This is a genomic window from Streptomyces sp. SAS_272 (assembly GCF_052543235.1).
Genome location: NZ_JBMNDR010000071.1, coordinates 1 through 24,643, shown reverse-complemented (window position 1 = coordinate 24,643; position 24,643 = coordinate 1). Strand labels below are relative to the sequence as shown.

Below are 24,643 nucleotides of genomic sequence, written 5' to 3'. Positions count from 1 at the left end.
TACGACGCGGCCGCGGGCGGTGCGGGGCGGACGGCCGCTCAGTGGGCTCCGGTGCCGGTCAGGGAGCGCACCTCCAGCTCGGCGTACTTGGCGTCGTCGGGCTTCTCCTTCGACAGGAGGGTGCCGACGATGCCCAGCAGGAAGCCGACGGGGATCGAGATGAGGCCGGGGTTCTCCAGGGGGAACCAGTGGAAGTCGACGTCGGGGAACATCGAGCTGGGCTTGCCGGAGACGACCGGCGAGAACAGCACCAGGCCGACGGCGGTGACCAGGCCGCCGTAGATCGACCACAGGGCCCCGGACGTGGTGAACCGCTTCCAGAAGAGGCTGTAGAGGATCGTCGGGAGGTTGGCGGAGGCGGCCACCGCGAAGGCGAGGGCGACCAGGCCGGCGACGTTCAGGTCGCGGGCGAGGGCGCCGAGCAGGATGGAGACCGCGCCGATGCCGACGGTGGCGTAACGGGCCGCGTTGATCTCCTGCTTCTCGGAGGCCTGGCCCTTCTTGATGACGTTGGCGTAGATGTCGTGGGCGAAGGACGAGGACGACGCCAGGGTGAGGCCGGCGACCACTGCGAGGATGGTGGCGAAGGCGACCGCCGAGATGGTGGCCAGCAGGATGGCGCCCCAGTTGGAGTCGACGCCGCCCAGATGCAGCGCCAGCAGCGGTGCGGCCGTGTTGCCTGCCTTGTTGGAGGCGATGATCTCGTCCGGCTTGATGAGCGCGGCGGCGCCGAAGCCGAGGGCGAGGGTCATCAGGTAGAAGGCGCCGATCAGGCCGATGGCCCACAGGACCGACTTCCGGGCGGCCTTGGCGGTGGGCACCGTGTAGAAGCGGATCAGGATGTGCGGCAGGCCCGCGGTGCCCAGGACGAGGGCGATGCCGAGCGAGATGAAGTCCAGCTTGGTGGTGCCGGTGGCGCCGTACTTCAGGCCCGGCTCCAGGAAGGCCGCGCCCTTGCCGCTGTTGTCGGCGGCCGAGCCCAGCAGGTCGGAGACGTTGAAGTCGAACTTGAGCAGTACCAGGAAGGTGAGCAGCAGGGCGCCGGCGATGAGCAGGACGGCCTTGACCATCTGCACCCAGGTGGTGCCCTTCATGCCGCCGATGGTGACGTAGACGATCATCAGCACGCCCACCAGGGCGACGATGCCGATCTTGCCGGCGTCGCTGGTGATGCCCAGCAGGAGCGAGACCAGTACGCCCGCGCCCGCCATCTGGGCCAGCAGGTAGAAGATCGAGACCACGATGGTGGAGGTGCCGGCGGCGGTGCGGACGGGACGCTGGCGCATGCGGTACGCGAGGACGTCGCCCATGGTGTAACGGCCGGAGTTGCGCAGCGGCTCAGCCACCAGCAGGAGGGCGACCAGCCATGCCACCAGGAAACCGATGGAGTACAGGAAGCCGTCGTAGCCGAAGAGGGCGATGGCCCCCGCGATGCCGAGGAAGGACGCGGCGGACATGTAGTCGCCGGAGACGGCGAGGCCGTTCTGGAAGCCGGTGAACTGGCGGCCGCCGGCGTAGAAGTCGGCGGCGTCCTTGGTCTGGCGGCCGGCCCAGACGGTGATGACGAGGGTCGCGGCGACGAACACCGAGAACAGGACGATGATCAGTGTGCGGTGCTCACTGGCCTCGCCCGCGGCGAGCAGGGTCTGCTGTGCGGTGCTCATTCTCCGCTCTCCATCCGGGACTTGATCGCGTCGGCCTTGGGGTCGAACTTGGCGGCGGCGGTTCGCGCGTACCACCAGGCGATGAGGAAAGTGGTGAGGAACTGGGCGAGGCCGAGGGTCATCGCCACGTTGAAGTTGCCGAAGAGCTTGGTGCCCATGAAGTCGCCCGCGTAATTGGAGAGCAGGACGTACAGCAGGTACCAGGCGATGAAGGCGACGGTCAGCGGGAAGGCGAAGCCGCGGTAGGCGCCGCGCAGTTCACCGAACTCCGCGCTCTCCTGCACCGCGACGAACTCCTCGGTGGTGGGGAGCCGGCTGGGGGTCTTCGAGGGGGGCGGTGTCTCGGTGGCCACGGAGTCTCCTCGCATTGCGGACGGGCGGGTCGGGCGGGGCTCGATCGTGCACGGGCTCCCTGACCAAGGGCACGGCGGCGCGCTAGGGGCGGTTCAACTCGATCGGGTACTTGTCGCCGGGGTTTCGTCGTGTCCGTGCGGGCGGCGGCGGCGTTGGCAGCCGCCGGCGTAGAAGTCGCGTTCGGAAGTCCGGCCCCGGGGATCAATCGAACCGTGGTTGGCGCTGAGATTGATCATGGTCCGGCTGTAGCAGCCTGAAGGGCGTTGACGCGGTTCGCGTACTCGCGGCGGGCCTTGCGCTGTGCCGGGATCGCAGACGGGGCGTCGAGCGGCTGGCAGCGAGCGAGGAGTTGGCGGTGGACCGCGGGTACGGCCGGGACGCGAAGCGTGTAGCCCTGACCGCGTCGTACGGTCGCGCCGTGGTCGAGCGCGGTCCGCTCGTCGTCGTCCAGTTCGGCGGCGCGGAGGAAGTCGGCGACCTTGCCCGGCATGTCGAGGGTGACCGACAGCTCCGGGGCGCCGCCCTCTTGGTCGGGCGCGGTGTGCTCGGGCATCAGATCGGCGACGGCCGTACGGATGGCGCCGCGGCTGACGTCGTACTCGCGGGCCAGCGCGGCGATGGACCGGCCGTCGAGGTACGCGGCGCGTACTTCATCGATGTTCCCGGCGGTGATGGCCGGGCGGCGGCCGCCCTTGTTGCCCTTGGCCTCCGCAGCCCGCAGTCCGTCGAAGGTCAGTTCCCGCTGCAGGTCGCGCTGGAGCTCGCCGGCGGCCGCGAGGGTCTGCACCATGAACTTCACCGTGGACAGCAGCTCTCCGGTGCGCGGGTGACGGGCAGTGAGGTCCATCGCGGAGAATGCGCCATCGTGGATCTGCAGGGCGAGACGCTCGCGGTGCAGGACGTCGAGGACGTCGAGGATGTGTCCGGTGCCGCGCACCAGGCGGAACATCTCGGAGACGTGGACGACATCGCCGGGCCGCGCGTACGTCAGCAGCTCAGCGAACTTCGGCCGCTGGAGCGGGTGGAGGCGGCTGGAGGTGCCCGGGTCTTCCTCGAAGACGACCGGCTCGTCGATCCCGGCCTCGTCCAGGACGAGGTTCTGCCGGGCGGTCGACTGCTGGTCGGTCGAGACCCGCTTGTAGACCAGGTTCGCCATCTCGGGCCCTTCGTGCGGAGGATCGGACCCTATCTGTCGTTAAACGCTGTCAGCAATCACCATTGGATCTGATTGGATTCGCGCCGACCTGGAACCCCTGTATCCCTGGGTTCATTGGACGCGTGTGGCACCTGTCGTCATTCGATCGTTTGCCGACGCTCACGAGCCGGTCGACTAGCTCGGGCAGATTGCGGCCTCGATGTGGGCCAGTTGGGCGGCGAGGATCTCTTCGAACGCGGCGCGGCGGTCCACCCCGAGAGGGCGGACGTCGCGAGCGAAGTGGGCCAGGGCGGGGAAGCGTTCAGGGTCGGCGCCGAGTACCGTGACGCGGAACAGCTCCATGCCCTGTTCGTACTCTCCCGGGGTGATGGTGCTGACTCCGGCCTCGGAGGCGACCAGTGCGGCGATAAGGACCGCGAGCCGGTGGTAGCGCGCCGGGATGTCCTCGTCGGGCAGTCCTGACGCGCGCAGGGCCTGCAGCACCTCTTCCACGACCAGCCGGGAACCGGCGCCGCCTGATGCGTACCGCCCCCAGACCGCGGCGAGCTGGGGCTGCTGACCGAACGCCTCCCTCACGCGCAGGGCCACGGCGGTGATGCGCTGCTTCCAGTCACCCTCGGCGCGGTAGCCGTCCATGGAAGCCAGGAGGATCCGGTCGGCGACCGCGCGCAGCAGTTCCGTCTTGCTACGGAAGTGCCGGTAAAGGCTGGAGGAATCGGTCCCAAGGACCGCGCCGAGCTTACGCACGCTGAACGTCTCTGTGTCGCTCGTGCGCAGCAACTCCACTGCCGCATCCAGGATTTCCTCGGTCGACCAACGCCTTCGACCTGCCATTTCGCCCCTCTCGTCAGACTCAGTCTAACCTATGTACTTGGTGTTGCACGCACCGCGTGCATAATGAGGACATGAGCGTGCCGAGCGACCCGGCAGCAGGCGGGCCGACGTGCCACGCGTGCCCTGTCACCCGGGTCGGGCGACCGACGTGGAGCCCACCCCGAGCAATGCGAAAGGACGCATGTCGTGAGGAACTCACTGGATCCCGCGGCGCTGGATGCCGCCATGGAAAACGTCCATCGCGCCGGGATGCCGGGCCTGTTCGCAGAGGTGCGTGACGGCGACCGGGTGTGGCGCGGCGCCGTCGGGGTCGCCGATGTCGCCACCGGTCGCCCCGTCACCGCCGACATGCGGCACCGGGTCGGCAGCATCACCAAGACTTTCACCGCCGCAGCGGTTCTGCAGCAGGTCGAGAGCGGTCAGGTCGGGCTCGACGCACCGATCGGCCGGTACCTTCCGAAGCTGGTTCCCGGAGAACGCGGTGACACGATCACGGTCCGGATGCTGATCAACCACACCAGCGGACTCGCCGAGTACCTCCCGTACGCCTACCCCTCCCTCAAGGCGTTCCCCGTCCTCGCCGACACCGGGCCCCAGAGCCTGGACGACCACCGGTTCACGCGGTTCGACCCAACTGAACTGATCGAGATGGGGGTCACCGCACCCGCCGTCGGTGCCCCGGGCGGTGCACCGGGGGTGTACTCCAACACCAACTACCTGCTCCTCGGCCAGCTCCTGGAACAGGTGACCGGCACCACGGCCGAGCAGTACATCACCCGGAACATCATCGAGCGCGCCGGGCTCCGGGACACCGAACTCCCCGCCGGACCGCACGTCGACGGGCCGCACTCGCAGCTCTACGAGGCGTGGTTCGGCATGATCGACCCGCCGCGTGACTACAGCGTCTACGACATGTCATGGGTGGGCCCGGCGGCCTCCCTGATATCGACCGTCGCGGACCTCAACCGCTTCTACGGCATGCTGCTGGCCGGAGAGATCGTCAGCCCGTCGTCGCTGGCGCAGATGCAACGCACCGGCCCGGTCATCTCCCAAGAGGGGAAGACGATCGACTACGGCCTCGGCCTGCACCCGATGGAGGGTCCCGGTCAGGGCACCTTCTGGGGCCATGGCGGCACGGTCTGGGGTGGTGGGGCGCTGGCCATGACCCGTGCCGACGGCAAGCGGCAGATGGCGGTCGCGGTGAACCTGCAGAGGTGGAACAGGCTCGACTCCTCCGGTAAGCCGCAGCCCCATCCCATCGACGACGCGCTTGCGACTCTTTACCGCGTGGCGATGTACGGCTGACCGGGCCGGCTGCTGAACCCGTTGGCTGCTCTCATTCCTCTTCGTCCTCGTCGAGACCGCCCGCACCCGGGTCACGCAGCGGGCGCAGGCCGCCGTCGACCGGGGTGGAGGCGCGGAAGCTGTAGCGGCCGAGTACGTTGAGGTTCGCGTGCTTGAGCGGGGAGACGCGGGCGACGTCCTCGTCCAGGACGTCGTGCTCGCGCTCCCCGGCGGGCAGAGTCCGCAACTCCTCGACTGCGGCGTCGAGATAGCGGGTCGTCCACAGTACGGCGGCATTCAGCACGAGACCGAGTGCGCCGAGCTGGTCCTCCTGGCCCGTCTTGTACGCCTGCATAATCTGCCCGCGCTTGCCGTGGCAGATGTCCCGGGCGAGCTTGTGGCGGGACTCCTGCACGGTGAGCTGCCGGTTCATCTGCCGCCGGTAGGTGTCGTCGACCGGGTCGACCACCCGTAGCAGGTGCAGGGTCTTGGCGATCCGCCCGTACTCGGCGAACGCGGTGCCCAGCGGAGTGGGACGTCCCTCGCGGCCGAACATCCGCAGCAGGTCGTACGCGCGGACCTGCCCGGTGACCAGGGAACCGATCACCCGGAGCATGTCCGGCCAGTGCGTGATCACCTTGTTCAGATTCACCTTGTTGCAGGCCAGCGGCTCCAACGGCCCGTACCCGCCGGTCTCTACCCCGGGCAGCTCCGCCCGCCAGAACCTCTGGTCGGCCAGGTCGCGGAAGCGGGGCGAGAAGTTGTAGCCGAGCAGGGAGAACAGGCCGAACACCATGTCGGAGTATGACGCGTTGTCGGTGGCCACCATCTCCGGCTTCACCCCGCCGTCCAGGTTCAGCAGGGTGTCCAGGATGTGCAGGGAATCGCGCGGGGTGCCGGGCACGACCATCTGCCCGATGCCCGCTACCTGGTCGTTCACGGCGTTGAGCCAGGTGATGCCACGTTTGAAGTGGTAGTACTTCGGCGACGGCCCGGCGTTGATGGTCCGCTTCGGCACCACGAACCGCAGCCCGTCGACGGACGCGAGCAGGCCCTCGCCCCAGTGCTCCACGATCGGCACCCGCCCCTGGGCTTCGATCAGCTTCGCGTTCGCCGCGGCGATGGTGTCGGCACGCAGGTAGTACTGGTCGACGTGGACCAGCCGGGCCCGGGTGAGCGCCTCGTCGTCGGCATCGATGACGGGGGTGTAGCCGATGTTGCACGCCTCGCTCACCAGCAGCGCGACCAGGGACGTCTTCAGATTCTCCATCCGGGTACGGCCGTCCCCGAGGTGCACGAACGCGCCCAGGAACCCGGTCCAGGAGTCGACCTCGAACAAAAGGTCCGGCAGGTCGATCTTCGGGAGCATCTTCGCGGTGATCTTGCGCAACCACTTCAGGGACTCGCTCTCGCCAAGCGCGCCGAGCCGGTCGACGTTCAGCTTCAACCGGCCGTTGGGCTGGACCTCGAAGCTGAGCTTCGCGTCCTGCCCGGCCTCCTCCAGACGCTCCGCCATCAGCTGCCAAGCCGCGTCCAGGGCCCGCACCCGCCCCGCCAGGTGCTCGACGACCGGCTCGTCCAGGCTCAGGCCGTGCAGTACGTCCTCGGAGACGGCCTCCCACTGCTTGCCGTCCAGCAGCCGCGCCCGCGGGTCCGCCCACCGGTTCGACGGCGAGGCGAACACGTCACGCCGATTCAGAGCGCGAAACAACTGCTCCAGCACGCACACCACGTACGCGTCGCGGTCCACCGCGCCCTCGGGCAGCTCCGGGTTGGAGTACACCGCCTTCTTCCAGACCGCCGGCACCAGCTTGGCGTCGATCTCACGGGGCAACAGCGGCTTGGCCTTCACCTTCCGCCGGGCCAGTGCCGGGAGCCGCTTCACCGCCTCCAGAATTCGCTTGCCGCCGGAGGCCGCCCCCAGCGCGGGCGACTCCCCAAGCAGCGACAGGAAGGGGCGGACCGTGTTGTAGCGGGTGGCCAGCAGGCGCCGCATCTCCGCCTCGGCCTCCTCCTCCGCAGGCCCGATCAGCTCTCCCAGCAGCGCCGAGGCGGCCATCACGTCCTCGCGCGGCCCGATCTCCGTCTCCAGCGCCCGCCACATCGCGCCCGCGTCCAGGTCGGCACCGCTCTCGGCGATCAGATCCAACTGCTCGCTCCACAGCCGGAACACGCCATCGAGCATCCGCGACGCCTTCGCCACACGAGGCCGGGCCGCGAGCCAGTCCCGGTCCGTCGCCCGCCGCGCAGCGCTGATCAGCTTCACCTGCATCAGCACCGAGAACAGATCCAGCGCGTCGTCGATCGCGGACGCCTCCAGGTGCCGCACCACCGACGTCAGCAGCGCAGTGCGCTTCGGCTCCGGCGTACGATCCAGGATCGGCGCCTTCGACCCCAGGCCGACCCGCGCCAGCGTCGCCAGCCGGTTCGGCGGCACCTTGTCCAGCTTCACCCGCCCCAGACGGAACGCCGAGATCTCATCCACCCGCTCCAGCGCCTTCGCCAGGCTCGCGCCCGTCGTCCGCGTCGGCGGCCGGCGCAGCCGCTCCAACTCCGAGATCCGCCGCCCCTCCGGCACCCCGAGCAGCGCCACCAGATCCGCCGACAGCGACGCGTCCGCCCTCCGCGCGGCGCCCGCCACCGTCGCGTACAGCCGCTTCTCCGCGACCTGACGCACGGAGGCGACCTGCTTGGCCAGCACGCTCACGCCCGGCAGCAGCACCCGGTGCCGCCGCAGCCAGCCCACCGCCTGGTTGAACAGGGCCACCGGCCCCTCGGCGCCCGTCCACGCCCGCCCGTGCAGGAACGCGCGGAACTTGCGCCCCCACTCCACATCCTCGAACGGGTGGTAGCCGTAGGCGTCCCGAATCTCCCACGCGTGCTCGTATGCCGTCTTCGCCCGCTCGGTGTACCGCTTCACCACCGACGCGTCCTCGATCTGCAACTGCGCGGCCAAGTGCTCGATGACCGACCACGGCACGTCCAGCGGGTCGTCCACCAGGAACCGGCCGACGTACCGGACGGTGCACATCTGGACCGCGAACCCCAGCTGGTGCGCCGTTGTGCGGCGCAACGCGATCAGATCCCGGTCCACGTCGTCCAGGAAGAAGAACCGCTCCAGCTCCGGCCGCGTCGGCTCCTCCACGAACCGTCCGTACGCCGCCGCTTGCTCATCAGTCAGAAATTCCACCGGCACCCGGCGGACGGTAGCCACCCGTCATCCGGGCCCACCTGGCTTCCAGAGAAACCTGACGCCGCATCCCGGAGCTGTGCTAGACCGCCATGATCAATCTCAGCGCCAACCACGGTTCGATTGATCCCCGGGGCCGAAGTCGTCGCCCGGGATCGTTGCTGGCCGGCGAGTCAGTTGGATAGCTTCGGCTCAGCACCACCCGTCATGTACCTGCCGAGCAGGATCTGTGCTCGGCCAGGTCCCCTTTCCGGATGATGTGGAGACCCCATGGCTCATCTGCCTTCCAGACGCCGCCTCGCACTCGCGGTGCCCGTCGTGCTGTCGCTGACCGCCTCCCTCGGCTTCCTGCCGACTGCGGCCACCGCGGCTCCCGCCACGACATCCGCCACCCGGGCGACCGACGCCCCGACGCTGGCGTACGTCGTCAACACGAGGGTGGACCACCGCACGATCGGGTCGGTGAAGAAGGCGATCGCCTCGGTCGGCGGCACCGTCGTCGCGTCCTACGAGAGGATCGGCGTGCTCGTCGTCCACTCGGCGAACCCCGACTTCGGTCCGCGGATACGCGCGGTGCGGGGCGTGCAGTCGGCCGGCGCCACCCGCACGACTCCGCTGAGCCCCGCCGGGACCACCGACGAGGGCGCGGTGCAGGTCCTGTCGAAGGCGGAGGCGGCGAAGGTCGCGAAGGCGTCCGGCGCGGCGGGCCAGAGCGAGCCGCTCGAGGCGGACCAGTGGGACCTGCGCGCGATAGGCGCCGACAAGGCCGCCAAGATCAACCCGGGCAGCAAGAGGGTGACGGTCGCCGTGATCGACACCGGCGTCGACGACACCCACCCGGACCTCACCGCGAACTTCTCCGCGTCCCAGTCGGCGAACTGCGTCGGCGGCGTCGCGGACACCAGCGCGGGCGCCTGGCGTCCGTACACGGCGGAGGACTACCACGGCACCCATGTCGCCGGTGAGATCGCGGCCGCCCGCAACGGCGTCGGCGTCGCCGGCGTGGCGCCGGGCGTCAAGGTCGCGAGCATCAAGGTGAGCGACCCCAAGGACGGCCTCTTCTACCCGGAGAACGTCGTCTGCGCGTTCGTGTTCGCCGCCGACCACGGCGTCGAGGTCACGAACAACAGCTACTACGTCGACCCGTGGCTGTACAACTGCATGGACGACCCGGACCAGCGGGCCATCGTCGACGCGGTCAACAGGGCCCAGCTGTACGCCCAGAAGAAGGGCACGCTCAACGTGGCCTCGGCGGGCAACTCCAACCACGACCTCGACTCCGACGCCATCGTGGACGCGTCCAGCCCCGACGACGCCACGCCGGTGACGCGCACGATCGATCCGCACGAGTGCTTCGACGTGCCGACCCAGCTGCCGGGTGTCGTCACCGTGAGCGCCACGGGCGTCAAGGGCACCAAGTCGTACTACTCCACCTACGGCCTCGGCGCGATCGACGTGGCGGCCCCGGGCGGCGACAAGTACCAGATCCCGGACACGCCGTCGGCCAACGGGCGCATCCTGTCGACGCTGCCGAACAACACGTACGGCTATCTGCAGGGCACCTCGATGGCGTCGCCGCACGTGGCCGGCGTGGCCGCGCTCCTGAAGTCGACGCATCCGTACGCGAGCCCCGCCCAGCTGCAGGCGCTCCTCAAGCTCCAGGCGGACAGCACGGCGTGCCCGACCGAGCCGTACGACGGTGACGGCAACGGCGTCGTGGACGCGACGTGCGTGGGCGGAAAGCGGTACAACGCCTTCTTCGGCCACGGCGTCGTGAACGCGCTGCGCGCCGTGAAGTAGTCGCTCCGACCGCCACGACCGTGGCGCACGGGGTTCGAGGGCCGGGCGGTCATCCGCCCGGCCCTTTCCCGTGCGGCGACGCCGGCTCGACGGACAGGCCGGATGCGACGGACGGGTGGACGGGCGGACAGGCGGACAGGCGGAGCACATATGTTGATTGAATCAATAATGCATCATGCAGTCATGACTGACATCGAGTTCGCATGGTCGGAACTGGGCGGCGATCCCGCTCTCCTCGCGCACGTGTCGACGGTCGTCCGGGGCGGCGCTCTGCCGGCGCGGCTGCCTGTACGGCAGCTGGCGCGCGCCTGCGTGGGCGCGTGCGCGCTGGCCGCCGCGGAGCTGGGGGCGCGACGGTCGGGCCTGCCGCGGACGCCCGAGGTGCGGGTGGACGACGCAGCGGTCGCCGCGGCGTTCGTCAGCGAACGGCATACGCTGATCGACGACCGGGCGCCGGTGTCCTTCGCCCCGCTGTCCCGGTTCTGGCGGACCGCCGACGGCTGGGTGCGCACCCACGCCAACTACCCGCACCACCGCGAGCGCCTGCTGCGCGCGCTCGGCCTGCCCGTCGACGCCGACGGTGCGAACTCCGGGCCCGCCGCCGTCGAGGCCGTTCTCGCCGGACGCCGGGCACAGGAGGTCGAGGACGCGGTGCACGCGGCCGGCGGCCTGGCCGTCGCGCTGCGCACACCACGGCAGTGGGCGACGCACGAGCAGGCCGCAGCCATCGCCGGCCGGCCCCTGGTCGAGCGCAGCAGGCTGGACGGGGCGCCCGTGCGTGCCTTCGCGCCGATGGAGGGCGGCCCCCTGCTGCCGGCCGCCAAAGTGCGCGTCCTGGACCTGACCCGGGTCCTCGCGGGGCCGGTCGCCACCCGCACCCTCGCCCTGCTGGGCGCCGACGTCCTGCGCGTGGACGCGCCCGGTCTGCCCGAACTGCCGGACCAGCACGCCGACACGGGCTTCGGCAAACGCTCGGCCCTGCTGGACCTCGCCGCGGACCGGCGGGCCTTCGAGGAGCTGCTCGCGACGGCGGACGTCGTCGTCACCGGGTACCGGCCGGGCGCGCTCGACCGCTTCGGGCTCTCCCCCGAGGCCCTGGCCGAACGTCGGCCCGGAGTGGTCGTCGCACAGGTGTCGGCCTGGGGGGTGTACGGGCCCTGGGGCGACCGACGGGGCTTCGACAGCCTGGTGCAGGCGGCCACCGGCATCGCGGCCGTAGAGGGCTCGGCCGAGCAGCCCGGAGCACTGCCGGCGCAGGCCCTGGACCACGGGACCGGCTATCTGCTGGCAGCCGGCGTGCTGCGTGCGCTGACCGAGCAGTCGGCCGACGGCGGCGCCCGCCTCGTCCGGCTGGCGCTGGCCCGGACGGCGGCCTGGCTGACCGAGGACGCCCGGAGCGGCGCGGACGCAGACCCGGGACAGGACGTGCGGCGAACCGGGGACGGCCCCCTCGACCCGTCGCCGTGGCTCGCGCACGCCGACAGTCCTCTCGGGCGACTGCGGTACGTCCTGCCGCCGGTGCGCTTCGACGGCGGGCCGGCCGACTGGGCGCGCCCGCCGGGCCGCTGGGGAGCCGATCCGGCCCGCTGGCTCTGACCGGCGGGGCCGGTCACCCGGGGCCGGTCACCCGGGGTCGGCGAGGACCTGCCGGCTGTCCGCCCGTTCCGGCTCCTGGCGTCGCTCCCCGAGGGAGCCTCGGACCAGCAGGAACTGCGCGGCGATATAGGTGAGCATGATCCACAGGTCGGGGCGCGGCGGCTGCGGCCAGTGCGCCACACCGGTGGCGATGAGCGTGTCGGAGAGCAGGAAGAGCGCGCCGCCGGCGCCGGCGACCGGGCCGAGCCGGGCGGTGGCGGTGCAGGCCATGGCCGTGAGCAGGGTGCTGTAGACGGCGACGGGCAGGCGCAGCTCCGCGGGCAGATCGGGCCGGAGCAGGACGACCGTCGTGATCAGGGCGACGGCGTAGCAGGGAGCGAGGAGCAGGGCGCCCGCGCGGGAGCGGCCGACGCGGGTGAACAGCACGAGGTAGCAGACGTGCCCGGCGGCGAAGGAGGCCATGCCGGCGAGGAAGGCGGCGTCGGCGTCGAACAGCAGCAGGGTGTCGCCGCCCCAGCCGCACAGCAGGGCGGCGACGAGGAGCCGGGGCGCGCCGCGCAGGGCCGCCCAGGCAGCGAGGAGAGGCATCAGGAGCGGCTTGGCGACGGCGTGGCCGGACTCGAAGCCGAAGGCGAGGCTGAGCAGGTCGACGGCGGCGGCGAGCGCGAACAGGCCGAGCAGGCCGAACAGGGCCGGTCGGACGCGGGAGCGGGTCACGCGGCCGTGGTCTCCCCTACCGGTGCGGCCTGCGACGCCGGCACGGTCGCGGTCGGCTCGGTGGGGGTCGGCTCGGTGGCGGTCGGCTCGGCGGGGGTCGGCTCGAGTGGAGCCGCCGGCTGCCAGCCCGGCCCGCCGAAGACCCGCCCCGCCCGCTCGCGCCAGCCCGCCGCGGCCCTGAGGTCCTTGGCGATGGCGACGTACTCGTGAGTCGCCACCTTGATCGGGTTGAACGTGTTGATGTTCTTGGTCAACCCGTACACGGGCCGGTCGGTCTCGGGCACGAAGGAGCCGAACAGCCGGTCCCACACGATGAGGATGCCGCCGAAGTTGCGGTCCAGGTAGCCGCCCTGGGAGGCGTGGTGGACGCGGTGGTGGGACGGCGTGTTGAACACGAACTCGAACCACCGGGGCATCCGGTCGATCCGCTCGGTGTGGATCCAGAACTGGTAGACGAGGTTGACCGAGGAACAGAAGGCCAGCGCGGCCGGGTGGACGCCGGCGGCGATGAGCGGAACGTAGAAGGGCCAGACGGTCAGCGTGGTCCAGGGCTGGCGCAGGGCGGTCGTGAGGTTGAACTTCTCGCTGGAGTGGTGGACCACGTGGCAGGCCCACAGGACCCGGATGACGTGGTGACCGCGGTGGGACCAGTAGTAGAAGAAGTCCTGCGCCAGCAGCATCACCGGGAGCGTCCACCACAGGACGGGCACGCGCAGCGGCGTCAGCTCGTAGATCGCGGTGTATGTCGCGACGATCGGGATCTTCCAGACGAAGTCGAAGACGAGGCTCCCGAGCCCCATGCCGACGCTGGTCACGGCATCCTTCGTCCGGTACCCGGCGGCGTCCTCGTCGGGATGGACGCGGACGCTGATGATCTCGATCACGGTGAGCAGCACGAAGGCGGGTATCGACCACAGCACGACATCGGGCAGGTTCGGCATGCTGGCACCGTAGAACCGCTGGTGGGCTGCGGCTAGACGGTGTTACCGACAAGTATTTCCAGGGGTATGCGCTTGCTTATTGGTGATCCCCGCCAACCCGCGACGACGGACCCCGCCCGCTTCACGCCTCCTTCACACCCCCGTGGCCCCCATGAGCGAACCGACCAGGTATGTCACCCCCATCGCCAGGGCTCCGCCGCCCACATTGCGCACCACCGCCCGCCCGGGGGCCGCGGCGCCCAGCCGGGCGCCGGACCAGCCCGTGACGGTCAGAGCCACCAGGACGGAGACGACGGTCACCGGGAGACGCCGGTCGGCCGGGGGCAGCACGACTGCCAGCAGCGGCAGCAGGGCGCCCGCCGTGAAGGCGAGGAAGCTCGCCCAGGCCGCATGCCAGGGGTCGGTGAGGTCGTCGGGGTCGATGCCGAGCTCCACGCGCGCGTGCGCCCGAAGGGCGTCCCGTTCCGTGAGCTGGACGGCCGCCTCCCGGGCCACGTCCCGGGACAGGCCCCGCTCCTCCAGCAGCTCCGTCAGCTCCTCCAGTTCGGCCTCGGGCTGCTCGCTCAGTTCCCGCCGCTCCAGAGCGAGCGCGGCCTTCTCGGAGTCCCGCTGGGTCGACACGGAGACGTACTCGCCCGCCGCCATGGACATCGACCCGGCGAGCAGCCCGGCGAGGCCGGCCGTCAGCAGCGCGGAGCGGTGGTCCGTCGCGCCGGCCACGCCGACGACGAGACCCGCGGTGGAGACGATGCCGTCGTTGGCGCCGAGGACCGCGGCGCGCAGCCAGTTGAGCCGGGATCCGAGCGAGCCGTCGTGGGCCTCGGCGTGGGTGGGTTCCGTCACAGGACGGAGGATGACACCTCCCAGGCCGCGGGTCGCGCTGCGACGCCCGGCTGCGGGAGGGGACGAGCGAGCGGGGGCGAGCGACCGGGGACGAGGACACAGCCGGACGAGGGGCGGACGAGGGGCGGAGAAGCGTAACGGCGTCGGGCGCGGCGGGAGTTGCGGCGCCGTCGGCCGGGGGCCGGGGGCACGCGGGCGTGCGCACGGCGAACTCCCGTGCGGTCCGGAGGACTTCCCGCGCCCTGCGCCGCGGGGCGGGGGCGGCGGGGTGTCGGTGGCGGCCCGTATCCTCAGTGACCATGCTCGAAGACCACACGACGACAGCGTCGTCCCCCACGGAGTGGCCGACCGCGTATCCCCGGGGATACGCGGTCGTTGACGTGGAGACCACCGGCCTGGCGCGGGACGACCGGATCATCTCCGCGGCCGTCTACCGGCTGGACGCGCGCGGCGAGGTCCAGGACCACTGGTACACGCTGGTCAATCCGCAACGCGACCCGGGCCCGGTGTGGATACACGGTCTGACGAGCGACGTGCTGGCGGGCGCGCCCCTCTTCCACGAGGTGGCGGAGGAGTTCGCCGCCCGGCTCGACGGCCGGGTGCTCGTCGCGCACAACGCGGTCTTCGACTGGCAGATGATCGCGCGGGAGTACGCGCGCGCGGAGCGTGAGGCGCCGGTGCGGCAGCGGCTGTGCACCATCGCGCTGTCCAAGGAGTTGGGGCTGCCGCTGCCCAACCACAAGCTGGAGTCGCTCGCGGCCCACTTCGGCGTCGTGCAGCAGCGGGCGCACCACGCGCTGGACGACGCACGCGTGCTGGCGGAGGCGTTCCGGCCGAGCCTGCGGGCCGCGGCGGAGGGCGGAGTCCGGCTGCCGCTGCTCGAGTGCCGTCCGCTGACGGAGTGGGCCGACCGTCCGGCGTCCCTGATCGGGCGGCAGGCGAGCGGCCCGGGCGGCGGCTACGGCGGCTACCGGCCCAGCAGTTGGCGGCCGTCCCGGAAAAGGCCGGTATGCCCGCATCCGAACCCGGGGCGCTACGAGGACGGCAGACGGCTCAAGCAGGGCATGCGGGTCGCCTTCTCGGGAGACACCTCGGTCGAACGCGAACTGCTGGAGGACCGTGCCGCCGAGGCGGGACTGCATGTCGCCACGAGCCTGTCCCGGCTGACCAGCCTGCTGGTCACCAACGACCCCGACTCGGGCACGTCGAAAGTGGTGAAGGCGCGGCAGTTCGGGACGCCCGTGGTGGACGAGGCCGCGTTCGGGCAGCTCCTGCGGGATGTGGAGCCCGCCGACGAGTGACCCGCGCGGACGACTGCGCGAACCCGCGGGCGCCGACCGGTGCGTACGGGTGATTGCCGCGCGACTCGCCCGCCGCCCGCTCGCCCGCGCGGGGGCGACGGCTCACCCTGTGGCGCATGGCGAGATGCGAAGTTTGCGGCAATGACTACGGAATGACCTTCGAAGTGCACGCGCAGGGCGCGGTCCATGTCTTCGACTGCTTCTCCTGTGCGATCCATCGCATGGCCCCCATCTGCGAGCACTGCAGGGTGCAGATCATCGGCCAGGGCGTCGAGGTGGAGGGTCACTGGTACTGCGGCGCGCACTGCGCCCGCGCGGAGGGCCGGGTGGGGATCGTCGACAGGGCCTGAGCCCGGGTCCGGCAGCTACCGGCGGTCGGCCGCCGAGGACGTCCCGCGGCACCCGGCCGCATGCGCCCCACGACCGAGTTGTACGGTCGTGGGGTGTACCGCTTCCTGTTGTCCCGGCAGTGGGTGATCCTCACGCTGGTCTCCCTCCTTCTCATCCCCACGATGATCAGGCTGGGCTTCTGGCAGATGCACCGCTACGAGGAGCGCACCGCGCGCAACCAGCTCGTCTCCGACGCGCTGGCCGCCGACGCGGTGCCCGTCGAGAAGCTGACCGCCGTCGGCCATGTCGTCACCCGCAGCGAGCGCTACCACAACGTGAGCGCCACCGGCGTCTTCGACGCCGGGCACGAGGTCGTCGTCCGGCGCCGGGTCAACGCCGACGAGACCGTCGGGTTCCACGTCCTCACCCCGCTCGTCCTGACGGACGGCAAGGTGCTGCTGGTCAACCGCGGCTGGATCCCCGCGAACGGCCCGAGCCAGACCGCCTTCCCCGAGATCCCCGCGCCGCCCGGCGGCAGGGTCACGGTCACCGGCCGGCTGATGCCCGACGAGACGACCGCGGCGAGCGGCATCAAGGACCTCAAGGGACTGCCGGACCGGCAGGTCATGCTGATCAACAGCGAGCGGGAGTCCCGGCGGCTCGGTGCGCAGGTGCTCGGCGGCTACATCGCGCTGACGGCGCCCGCGCCCAAGGGCGACAGCCCCGAACTGCTGGGCCCGCCCGGCAGCGAGGACGCGGCGCTGAACTTCGCCTACACCATCCAGTGGTGGCTGTTCGCCGCGGGCGTCCCCGTCGGCTGGCTGATCCTGGTCCGCCGCGAGGCCCGCGACCGGGCCGCGGCGGCTGCCCCGGAGCCGGAGCCGGCCGAGCCGGCGACGGTGTAGCACCGCCGGCCCGGCCGGGCCCCGTCACGCCCGCCGCCCTGCCCGCTCCGACGTCCGCGCGTCAGCAGCAGCGGCTCTGCGGATGCTCCTCGCGGTGCAGGCTGCGCAGCACCTGGTACTCGCGCGGGGTCGGGACGGGAGCGAGCGGGTGATGGCGCCGGCGCCGCTCGCAGTAGCGGTCGTACTCCCCCTCGCCGGTCAGCTCGCGCAGGTACCAGCGCACGGTCCGCGCCCCGTGCGAGGCCACCCGCAGGAGCCGGCGCAGCGCCGACGTCCCGCGCACTGCGGCGCTCACGATCCCACCGCCGTCGGCACGTCGATCCGGGACTCGACGAACGCCGCCTCGGCCGTCGGCAGCGGGACCGGCGAGCGCACGGCCCGTACGCAGACCACCGCCGCGTTCACGATCACCACGGCGACCAGCAGCAGGAACACGGCGATCAGCACGCCGTCCACCGTGGAGTTGGCGACCACCGTGTGCATGTCGGCCGCCGACTTCGCGGGCGCCAGCACCTGCCCGGCGTCGAGGGCGTCGGCATACCGGGCGCGCTGGGCGAAGAAGCCGATCCTGGGGTCGTCGGAGAAGATCTTCTGCCAGCCGGCGGTGAAGGTGACCGCGACGACCCAGGCCAGCGGCACGCCCGTCACCCAGGCCCAGCGCAGTCGGCCGGACTTCACCAGCACCGTCGTGCACACGGTCAGGGCGATGGCTGCCAGCAGCTGGTTGGCGATGCCGAAGAGCGGGAAGAGCTGGTTGATCCCGCCGAGCGGGTCCGTGGCGCCGGTGTACAGGAAGTAGCCCCAGGCGGCGACGACCAGACCGCTGCAGAGCCAGATGCCGGGCTTCCAGTTGACCCGGCCGACCGGCTTCCACACGTTGCCGAGCATGTCCTGGAGCATGAAGCGGCCGACGCGGGTGCCCGCGTCCACCGTGGTCAGGATGAACAGCGCCTCGAACATGATGGCGAAGTGGTACCAGAACGCCTTCATCGCGGTCCCGCCGAAGACGCCGGAGAAGATCTCCGACATGCCGACGGCCAGCGTGGGGGCGCCGCCGGAGCGAGCGATCAGGGTCTGCTCCTCGACCGCCCTGGCGGCGGAGGCGAGCTGGTCCGGGCTGATGGTGAAGCCGAGGCCCGCGACCGCGTGGGAAGCCGACTCGGCCGTCGCGCCCAGCAGGCCGGCCGGCGCGTTCATCGCGTAGTACAGACCCGGCTCCAGGGTGGCCGCGGCGATCAGCGCCATGATCGCGACGAACGACTCCATCAGCATCGCGCCGTAACCGATGAGCCTGACCTGGGACTCCTTCTGGATGAGCTTGGGCGTCGTCCCGGACGAGACGAGCGCGTGGAAGCCGGACAGCGCACCGCAGGCGATGGTGATGAAGAGGAACGGGAACAGCGCCCCCGCGAAGACGGGACCCGCGCCCGAGGAGGCGAAGTCGCTGACCGCGTCCGCCCTGAGCACGGGCGCGGCCACGACCACGCCGACCGCCAGCAGCGCGATCGTGCCGATCTTCATGAAGGTGGAGAGGTAGTCGCGCGGGGCGAGCAGCATCCACACCGGCAGCACGGAGGCGACGAAGCCGTAGCCGATGAGGCAGAAGACGAGGGTCGTGGGGCTGAGCGTGAAGGCGTCGGCCAGCGAGGAGTTCTGCACCCAGCCGCCGCCCACGATCGCGAGCAGCAGCAGCGCCACGCCGATGAGGCTGGTCTCCACTACCCGGCCCGGGCGGATGCGGTGCAGCCAGAGGCCCATGAACAGGGCGATGGGAACGGTCATCGCGACGGAGAAGGTCCCCCAGGGCGAGTGGGCGAGCGCGTTGACCACGACCAGCGCCAGCACGCCCAGAAGAATGATCATGATGGCGAAGACGGCCACGAGGGCCGCCGCTCCGCCCGCGCGGCCTATCTCGTCGCGGGCCATCTGCCCGAGCGAGGTGCCGTCCCGGCGCATGGAGAGGAACAGCACGACCATGTCCTGCACCGCGCCCGCGAAGATCACCCCGGCGACGATCCACAGGGTGCCTGGCAGATAGCCCATCTGCGCCGCGAGCACGGGGCCGACCAGGGGGCCCGCCCCGGCGATCGCGGCGAAGTGGTGTCCGAGCAGGACCCGGCGGTCGGTGGGCTGGAAGTCGACGCCGTCCTCGAGGCGTTCGGCGGGGGTGGCCCGGCGGTCGTCCGGCCGCAGCACCCGGCGGGCGATGAAGCGGGCGTAGAAGCGGTAGGCGATGGCGTACGAACCGAGGGCGGCGACCACCAGCCAGACCGCCGATATCCGCTCCCCCCGGGCTAGGGCGACGACGCCCCAGGCGACGGCGCCGAGCAGCGCGACGGCCGCCCACAGCAGAACGGATCTCCGTGACATACGCGACTTTTCCGGCCCCGGAACACCTGTTTCGGGCAGGGTGGACACAGACATGGCGGCTCCTCGCCTGGGCGGTGCTGCGCGCCTCGTGACACGGGGCGCCAGGAGATCAGCGACGGGCGGCTCTCCCCGCTCGCTGTCGGTCTGTGCAAGAGTTGCCCGCCCTCCGCAACCGGTTGACAGCGAATCTCCGGAGGATTTCCCGCCGCATCCCGGTCAACCGAAACGGCCGCCGGCGCAACTGACCGGTGAGGGGACAGGCACACCAAGGACGGTGACCCATGGCCGACGCCGCCATGACCACGACGTTCCTCGCCGTGATCGGCGGGGCGTCGCTGCTCGCCGCGGCCGCGCGCCGGCTGCGCCCCAGCGACCGGCTGCCCTCCCTGGAGGGCTGGGCCCTCGCCGACCGCTCGCTCGGCGCCGTCTGGACCTGGCTGCTGCTCGGCGGCACGATCTTCACCGCCTACACCTTCACCGCCGTCCCGGGACTGGCGTACGGCAACGGGGCGTCCGCGTTCTTCGCCGTGCCGTACACCGTGATCGTCTGCCCGCTCGCCTTCGTCCTGCTGAGCCGCCTGTGGAGCGTGGCCCGCAGCAAGGGCTACGTCACGGCCGCCGACTTCGTGCGCGGGCGCTACGGGTCCTCGCCGCTGGCCCTCGTGGTGGCGCTGACCGGGATCCTCGCGACGATGCCGTACCTGGCGCTGCAACTGCTCGGGATACGGGCGGTGCTGACGGCGGGCGGCGTGTATCCGCGCGGCGCGGCCGGGGATCTGGTGATGGTGGCGCTGTTCGCGGGGCTCGCGGTGGCCACCTACCGGCACGGGCTGCGTGCGCCCGCGGTCATCTCCGCGCTGAAGGCGGTCGCCGTGTTCGTGTCGCTGACCGCCGTGTGCTGGCTGGTGCTCCAGCGGCTCGGCGGGCCGGGCGCCGTCTTCGAGGGCGCCGCCCGGCGCACCGGCGCACCCGACGTGGCGCACTCCTCGCTGGTCCTCACCGCCGGACAGCAGCCCGCGTACGCGACCCTCGCGCTCGGCTCCGCGCTGGCCCTGCTGATGTACCCGCACGTGCTCACCGCCGGATTCGCCGCCGACAGACCGCGCACCCTGCGCAAGGTCGCCGCGGCGCTGCCGGTGTGGACGGGGCTGCTCGCCCTCTTCGGCCTGCTCGGCGTCGCCGCCGTCGCGGCCGGGGTGCGGGCCCCGCAAGGGGGCGCCGAGGCCGCCGTGCCGATGCTCGTCGACCGGCTGATGCCGGCCGCGCTGGCCGGGCTGGTGTTCGCCGCGATCACCGTGGGGGCACTGGTTCCGGCCGCCGTGATGTCGATCGCGGCCGCCACGAGCTTCGTCCGCAACGTGTACGTCCAGTACGTCCATCCGACGGCCACGCCCAAGAGGCAGGTGCGGATCGCCAAGGCCGTCTCCCTGACCGCGAAGGCGGGCGCGGTGGCCTTCGTGTTCGGGCTGCGCGACCAGGACGCCGTCAACCTCCAGCTGCTGGGCGGGGTGTGGATACTGCAGGTCTTCCCCGCGGTGGCCGTCGGGCTGTTCACGGGCCGACTGCATCCGCGGGCGCTGCTCGCCGGCTGGGCGGCCGGCATGGCGGCCGGGACCTATCTCGTGGTGCGCGAGGGGTTCTCCGCCACCGTCAGCCTGGGGTTCGGACCGATGGAGGTCTACGCCGGGCTGGTGGCCCTGCTGCTCAACCTGACCGTCGCTGCCACCGGCACCGCGGTCCTCGAACGCCTCCGCGTCCCCCGCGGCGCGGACACCACCGACCTGCCCTCCCGCCTGGTCCTCAGGCGGCGTCCCGAGACGGGAGCGAACCACCCGTGAGACGCAGACACCCGATCCCCGTGCAGGAGCCCCCCGTGGAGCCCCTCGCCCCCGTGCCGGGCGATCCGGCCGACCTGGAACGCGAGGCCGCTCTGGCCCGGCTCTTCGAGCTGCACTACTCCTCGATGCTGCGACTGGCCGTGCTGCTCGGCGCGGACGACCCGGAGAACGTGGTCGCCGAGGCGTACTACCAGATCTACCGGAAGTGGCGTCGGCTGCGGGACGTCGAGGCGGCGGAGGCCTATCTGCGCTCCACCGTCTGCAATCTGACCCGGATGCGGATACGACATCTGCAGGTCGCCCGCCGGCATGTGGAGAGCCCTCCGGAGCTGCCGGAGGAGACCGTCGCCTCCGCGGAGAGCGCCGCGCTGCTGCGCGACGACCAGCGCGTGCTGATCGACGCGCTCCAGCAGCTGCCGGCCCGGCAGCGGGAGGCGCTCGTGCTGCGGCACTGGCTCGGCCTGAAGGAGAGCGAGATCGCCGCCGCGATGGGCATCTCCTGCGGGTCCGTCAAAACCCACACCTCGCGCGGCCTGGCCGCGCTCACCCAGGCGATGGAGGCCCGGCGATGAACGACACGGACCGCACCGAGCGCGAGCTGCGGGAGGCGCTGGAGGCGCTGGCCGGCGGCGTGCGGCCGGCTCCGGACGCCTATCGCACCGCGCGCGGCGAGTGGCTGCGGCGCGAACGCCGACGGCGGCTCGTGCTCGCCGTGCTGGTCGCCGTCGTCTTCGCGCTGGCGACTCTGATCGGCCTGTGGGTGCTCAACCGGGCGCCGTCGGACCGGGGCGTCGTGTTCTCGTCCACGGCGGCCCCGGCGCATCCGGCGTCACTCACCCGGCCGCACCCCTGATTGCCTCCCCGGTTCACCGGGAAACCGCAAGGCGTGCACCCCCGCATCGAGGACTACGCCCTCATCGGCGACGAGCAGACCGCCGCCCTGGTCGGCACGGACGGTTCCGTCGACTGGCTCTGCCTGCCCCGCTTCGACTCCGGAGCCTGCTTCGCCCGACTCCTCGGCGGCGAGGAGAACGGTCACTGGCGCATCGCCCCGCGGGGCGTGACGGGCGCCTGCACCCGGCGCGGCTACCGGCCCGACACGCTCGTCCTTGACACCGAGTGGGAGACCGCCGACGGCGCGATCCGGGTCACCGACCTGATGCCGCAGCGCGATCAGGCCCCCGACGTGGTGCGCGTCGTCGAGGGGCTGCGCGGCCGGGTCACCGTCCGCAGCACGCTGCGGCTGCGCTTCGACTACGGCTGGGTGGTGCCGTGGATGCGCCGCGCCGACGGGCACCACGTGGCGGTCGCCGGGCCCGACGCGGTCTGGTTCCGCAGCGAACCGGGCGTGCACACCTGGGGCGAGGACTTCACGACGCACTCCGAGTTCACCCTCGCCGAGGGCGAGTCGGTCGCCTTCGTCCTCACCTGGCACCCCTCGCACGAGTCCCGCCCGCCGCTCGTCGACCCGTACGAGGCGCTCGCCACCAGCGTCGACGACTGGCGGCGATGGGCCGCCCGCTGCCGCTACACCGGCCCCCACCGGGACGCCGTCGTCCGCTCCCTGATCACCCTCAAGGCCCTCACCTTCCAGCCGACCGGCGGCATCGTGGCCGCACTCACCACCTCGCTGCCGGAGGAGGTGGGCGGCGTCCGCAACTGGGACTACCGCTTCTGCTGGCTGCGCGACTCCACCCTCACCCTCGGCGCCCTCCTCGCGGCCGGGTACGAGGAGGACGCCGAGGCGTGGCGCAACTGGCTGCTGCGGGCCGTCGCGGGCGACCCGGCCGACCTGCAGATCATGTATGGGCTGTCCGGTGAGCGGCGGCTGCCCGAGTGCGAGCTTCCCTGGCTCTCCGGCTACGAGGGCTCCACGCCCGTGCGCATCGGCAACGGCGCCGTGCAGCAGCTCCAGCTGGACGTCTACGGCGAGGTGATGGACTCCCTGTCGCTGGCCCGGACCTCGGGCATGTCGCCCCGGCCGCACATGTGGTCCCTGCAGTGCGCCCTGATGAACTGGCTGAGCGACAACTGGCGGCAGCCGGACGAAGGGCTGTGGGAGGTACGCGGCGGCCGGCGGCAGTTCGTGCACTCCAAGGTCATGGTCTGGGTCGCCGCCGACCGGGCCGTCCGCGCGCTGGAGGCGTACCCGGAGCTCAGCGGCGACCTGACCGGCTGGCGGGACCTGCGCGACGAGGTGCACCGCGAGGTGTGCGAGAAGGGCTACGACCCGCGGCGCAACACCTTCACCCAGTCCTACGGCTCGGCCGACCTGGACGCCGCCCTGCTGCTCATCCCGCGCGTCGGCTTCCTGCCGCCGGACGACCCCCGCGTGGTCGGCACCGTCGACGCGATCCGTGCGGAGCTCGGGCACGACGGCCTGCTGCGCCGCTACAGCACCGAGGGCGCGACCGTGGACGGTCTGCCGGGCGACGAGGGGGCCTTCCTGGCCTGCTCGTTCTGGCTCGCCGACGCCCTGCACATGACGGGCCGCACGAAGGAGGCACGGGAGCTGTTCGAACGGCTCGTGGGTCTGGCCAACGACGTGGGGCTGCTGGCGGAGGAGTACGACCCGGTGGCGGGCCGGCACCTCGGCAACTTCCCGCAGGCGTTCAGTCACATCGGCCTGGTGAACACCGCCCTCACCCTGTTCGACGGCGAGGAGGCAGGATAGGAGCCATGGATCTTGGACTGAAGGACCGGGTGTACGTCGTCACCGGGGCCACGCGCGGACTCGGCAACGCCGCCGCGCGTGAGCTCGTCGCGGACGGCGCGAAGGTCGTCCTCACCGGACGGGACGACAAGCGCGTCGCCGACGCCGCGGCGGAACTGGGGCCGAACGCCCTCGGCGTCGCCGTGGACAACGCCGACCCCGGCGCGGCGGCCCGGCTGATCGCGGCGGCCCGGGACGCGTTCGGCGGGTTCGACGGGGTGCTGGTGAGCGTCGGCGGCCCGCCGCCCGGGTTCGTCGCCGACACCACGGACGAGCAGTGGCAGAGCGCCTTCGAGTCGGTGTTCCTCGGGGCGGTCCGGCTGGCCCGGGCGGCCGCCGCCGAGCTGGAGGCGGGCGGGGTCATCGGGTTCGTGCTGTCGGGCTCGGTGCACGAGCCGATTCCCGGGCTGACCATCTCCAACGGCCTGCGGCCGGGGCTCGCCGGGTTCGCCAAATCACTCTCCGACGAGCTGGGGCCGCGCGGGATCCGGGTGGTGGGCCTGCTGCCGGCGCGCATCGACACCGACCGGGTGCGGGAGCTGGACGGCCTGTCGGCCGACCCCGAGGCGACCCGGGCCGCGAACGAGTCCCGGATTCCGCTCAGGCGCTACGGCCTGCCGGAGGAGTTCGGGCGGACGGCCGCGTTCCTGCTGTCGCCGGCCGCCTCCTACCTGACCGGGATCATGGTGCCCGTCGACGGCGGTATGCGGCACGGATTCTGAGCGCCGCACACCGCCGCACCCGCAGAGTCGGAGCCCCGCCGGCCCCTCGCGCGTCCCGCAAACGGGCCGACGGATCAGGGGGGGG

The 24,643-nt window shown here is 71.7% G+C and carries 21 protein-coding genes; 11 read left to right on the top strand and 10 right to left on the bottom strand.

Features of this window, described 5'->3' with window-relative positions; translation table 11 throughout:
* Positions 1 to 38: 38 nt before the first annotated feature.
* The 4 genes from ACN6LD_RS31325 to ACN6LD_RS31310 all read right to left on the bottom strand — a co-directional run bounded on the left by ACN6LD_RS31325 (position 39) and on the right by ACN6LD_RS31310 (position 4,008).
* Positions 39 to 1,664, bottom strand: coding sequence for a solute symporter family protein (locus tag ACN6LD_RS31325; protein ID WP_057582278.1), 1,626 nt, complete (start codon positions 1,662 to 1,664; stop codon positions 39 to 41).
* Entirely contained in the window at positions 1,661 to 2,017 is a 357-nt protein-coding gene (locus ACN6LD_RS31320) for a DUF485 domain-containing protein (protein ID WP_057582277.1), read from the bottom strand. The genes ACN6LD_RS31325 and ACN6LD_RS31320 overlap by 4 nt, the downstream gene beginning before the upstream one ends.
* 233 nt (positions 2,018 to 2,250) lie before the next feature.
* Positions 2,251 to 3,174, bottom strand: coding sequence for a recombinase family protein (locus tag ACN6LD_RS31315; RefSeq protein WP_445044966.1), 924 nt, complete (start codon positions 3,172 to 3,174; stop codon positions 2,251 to 2,253).
* A 174-nt stretch (positions 3,175 to 3,348) separates the two neighbouring features.
* A complete protein-coding gene (locus tag ACN6LD_RS31310) occupies positions 3,349 to 4,008 on the bottom strand; it encodes a TetR/AcrR family transcriptional regulator (protein WP_445044965.1) in 660 nt (219 codons plus the stop codon).
* Positions 4,009 to 4,233: 225 nt separating this feature from the next.
* Here ACN6LD_RS31310 and ACN6LD_RS31305 point away from each other — a divergent pair, with 225 nt between their 5' ends.
* Positions 4,234 to 5,313: a serine hydrolase domain-containing protein gene (locus ACN6LD_RS31305; protein WP_445044977.1), complete on the top strand. Its 1,080-nt coding sequence runs from the start codon at positions 4,234 to 4,236 to the stop codon at positions 5,311 to 5,313.
* Between the two features lie 31 nt (positions 5,314 to 5,344).
* Here ACN6LD_RS31305 and ACN6LD_RS31300 read toward each other — a convergent pair whose 3' ends face one another.
* Complete coding sequence (locus ACN6LD_RS31300) at positions 5,345 to 8,488, bottom strand: Tn3 family transposase (protein ID WP_445044964.1); 3,144 nt, start codon at positions 8,486 to 8,488, stop codon at positions 5,345 to 5,347.
* A gap of 264 nt (positions 8,489 to 8,752) precedes the next feature.
* Here ACN6LD_RS31300 and ACN6LD_RS31295 point away from each other — a divergent pair, with 264 nt between their 5' ends.
* On the top strand, positions 8,753 to 10,282 hold the full coding sequence (locus tag ACN6LD_RS31295; protein WP_445044963.1) for a S8 family serine peptidase: 1,530 nt from the start codon (positions 8,753 to 8,755) through the stop codon (positions 10,280 to 10,282).
* 183 nt (positions 10,283 to 10,465) lie between these two features.
* On the top strand, positions 10,466 to 11,878 hold the full coding sequence (locus ACN6LD_RS31290) for a CoA transferase (protein WP_445044962.1): 1,413 nt from the start codon (positions 10,466 to 10,468) through the stop codon (positions 11,876 to 11,878).
* A 27-nt stretch (positions 11,879 to 11,905) separates the two neighbouring features.
* Here ACN6LD_RS31290 and ACN6LD_RS31285 read toward each other — a convergent pair whose 3' ends face one another.
* The 3 genes from ACN6LD_RS31285 to ACN6LD_RS31275 form a co-directional block, all read right to left on the bottom strand.
* A complete protein-coding gene (locus ACN6LD_RS31285) occupies positions 11,906 to 12,595 on the bottom strand; it encodes a lysoplasmalogenase (protein ID WP_445044961.1) in 690 nt (229 codons plus the stop codon).
* Complete coding sequence (locus ACN6LD_RS31280) at positions 12,592 to 13,536, bottom strand: sterol desaturase family protein (protein ID WP_445044960.1); 945 nt, start codon at positions 13,534 to 13,536, stop codon at positions 12,592 to 12,594. The genes ACN6LD_RS31285 and ACN6LD_RS31280 overlap by 4 nt, the downstream gene beginning before the upstream one ends.
* Positions 13,537 to 13,668: 132 nt before the next feature.
* Entirely contained in the window at positions 13,669 to 14,379 is a 711-nt protein-coding gene (locus tag ACN6LD_RS31275) for a VIT1/CCC1 transporter family protein (protein ID WP_319192478.1), read from the bottom strand.
* A gap of 299 nt (positions 14,380 to 14,678) precedes the next feature.
* On the opposite strand from ACN6LD_RS31275, the gene ACN6LD_RS31270 reads away from it, so the two are divergent.
* The 3 genes from ACN6LD_RS31270 (at position 14,679) to ACN6LD_RS31260 (ending at position 16,915) form a co-directional block, all read left to right on the top strand.
* Positions 14,679 to 15,680 carry a DEDDh family exonuclease gene (locus ACN6LD_RS31270; RefSeq protein ID WP_319192480.1) on the top strand — a complete coding sequence of 334 codons (1,002 nt, stop codon included), beginning with the start codon at positions 14,679 to 14,681 and terminating at the stop codon, positions 15,678 to 15,680.
* 116 nt (positions 15,681 to 15,796) lie between these two features.
* Entirely contained in the window at positions 15,797 to 16,030 is a 234-nt protein-coding gene (locus tag ACN6LD_RS31265) for a hypothetical protein (RefSeq protein ID WP_319192482.1), read from the top strand.
* A 93-nt stretch (positions 16,031 to 16,123) separates the two neighbouring features.
* Positions 16,124 to 16,915 carry an SURF1 family cytochrome oxidase biogenesis protein gene (locus ACN6LD_RS31260; RefSeq protein WP_319192484.1) on the top strand — a complete coding sequence of 264 codons (792 nt, stop codon included), beginning with the start codon at positions 16,124 to 16,126 and terminating at the stop codon, positions 16,913 to 16,915.
* 61 nt (positions 16,916 to 16,976) lie between these two features.
* Here the strand turns inward: ACN6LD_RS31260 and ACN6LD_RS31255 are convergent, their stop codons facing one another.
* Both ACN6LD_RS31255 and ACN6LD_RS31250 read right to left on the bottom strand, forming a co-directional pair.
* Positions 16,977 to 17,162, bottom strand: coding sequence for a YbdD/YjiX family protein (locus ACN6LD_RS31255; protein ID WP_319192509.1), 186 nt, complete (start codon positions 17,160 to 17,162; stop codon positions 16,977 to 16,979).
* 44 nt (positions 17,163 to 17,206) lie between these two features.
* A complete protein-coding gene (locus ACN6LD_RS31250; protein WP_445044959.1) occupies positions 17,207 to 19,339 on the bottom strand; it encodes a carbon starvation CstA family protein in 2,133 nt (710 codons plus the stop codon).
* Positions 19,340 to 19,566: 227 nt separating this feature from the next.
* Here ACN6LD_RS31250 and ACN6LD_RS31245 point away from each other — a divergent pair, with 227 nt between their 5' ends.
* The 5 genes from ACN6LD_RS31245 to ACN6LD_RS31225 are packed head-to-tail and all read left to right on the top strand — an operon-like array spanning position 19,567 to position 24,558.
* Positions 19,567 to 21,123, top strand: coding sequence for a sodium:solute symporter family protein (locus ACN6LD_RS31245; RefSeq protein ID WP_445044958.1), 1,557 nt, complete (start codon positions 19,567 to 19,569; stop codon positions 21,121 to 21,123).
* Entirely contained in the window at positions 21,120 to 21,695 is a 576-nt protein-coding gene (locus ACN6LD_RS31240) for an RNA polymerase sigma factor (RefSeq protein ID WP_445044957.1), read from the top strand. The genes ACN6LD_RS31245 and ACN6LD_RS31240 overlap by 4 nt, the downstream gene beginning before the upstream one ends.
* Positions 21,692 to 21,976, top strand: coding sequence for a hypothetical protein (locus ACN6LD_RS31235; RefSeq protein ID WP_319192491.1), 285 nt, complete (start codon positions 21,692 to 21,694; stop codon positions 21,974 to 21,976). The genes ACN6LD_RS31240 and ACN6LD_RS31235 overlap by 4 nt, the downstream gene beginning before the upstream one ends.
* 33 nt (positions 21,977 to 22,009) lie before the next feature.
* Positions 22,010 to 23,797: a glycoside hydrolase family 15 protein gene (locus ACN6LD_RS31230; RefSeq protein WP_319192492.1), complete on the top strand. Its 1,788-nt coding sequence runs from the start codon at positions 22,010 to 22,012 to the stop codon at positions 23,795 to 23,797.
* Positions 23,798 to 23,802: 5 nt separating this feature from the next.
* A complete protein-coding gene (locus ACN6LD_RS31225) occupies positions 23,803 to 24,558 on the top strand; it encodes an SDR family oxidoreductase (protein WP_319192494.1) in 756 nt (251 codons plus the stop codon).
* Positions 24,559 to 24,643: the final 85 nt, after the last annotated feature.

Coding starts and splice junctions, on each gene's coding strand:
- ACN6LD_RS31325 (WP_057582278.1), bottom strand. CDS start 1,664: ATGAGCACCGCACAGCAGACCCTGCTCGCCGCGGGCGAGGCCAGTGAG.
- ACN6LD_RS31315 (WP_445044966.1), bottom strand. CDS start 3,174: ATGGCGAACCTGGTCTACAAGCGGGTCTCGACCGACCAGCAGTCGACC.
- ACN6LD_RS31310 (WP_445044965.1), bottom strand. CDS start 4,008: ATGGCAGGTCGAAGGCGTTGGTCGACCGAGGAAATCCTGGATGCGGCA.
- ACN6LD_RS31305 (WP_445044977.1), top strand. CDS start 4,234: ATGGAAAACGTCCATCGCGCCGGGATGCCGGGCCTGTTCGCAGAGGTG.
- ACN6LD_RS31295 (WP_445044963.1), top strand. CDS start 8,753: ATGGCTCATCTGCCTTCCAGACGCCGCCTCGCACTCGCGGTGCCCGTC.
- ACN6LD_RS31290 (WP_445044962.1), top strand. CDS start 10,466: ATGACTGACATCGAGTTCGCATGGTCGGAACTGGGCGGCGATCCCGCT.
- ACN6LD_RS31280 (WP_445044960.1), bottom strand. CDS start 13,536: ATGCCGAACCTGCCCGATGTCGTGCTGTGGTCGATACCCGCCTTCGTG.
- ACN6LD_RS31270 (WP_319192480.1), top strand. CDS start 14,679: ATGCTCGAAGACCACACGACGACAGCGTCGTCCCCCACGGAGTGGCCG.
- ACN6LD_RS31265 (WP_319192482.1), top strand. CDS start 15,797: ATGGCGAGATGCGAAGTTTGCGGCAATGACTACGGAATGACCTTCGAA.
- ACN6LD_RS31250 (WP_445044959.1), bottom strand. CDS start 19,339: ATGTCTGTGTCCACCCTGCCCGAAACAGGTGTTCCGGGGCCGGAAAAG.
- ACN6LD_RS31245 (WP_445044958.1), top strand. CDS start 19,567: ATGGCCGACGCCGCCATGACCACGACGTTCCTCGCCGTGATCGGCGGG.
- ACN6LD_RS31235 (WP_319192491.1), top strand. CDS start 21,692: ATGAACGACACGGACCGCACCGAGCGCGAGCTGCGGGAGGCGCTGGAG.
- ACN6LD_RS31225 (WP_319192494.1), top strand. CDS start 23,803: ATGGATCTTGGACTGAAGGACCGGGTGTACGTCGTCACCGGGGCCACG.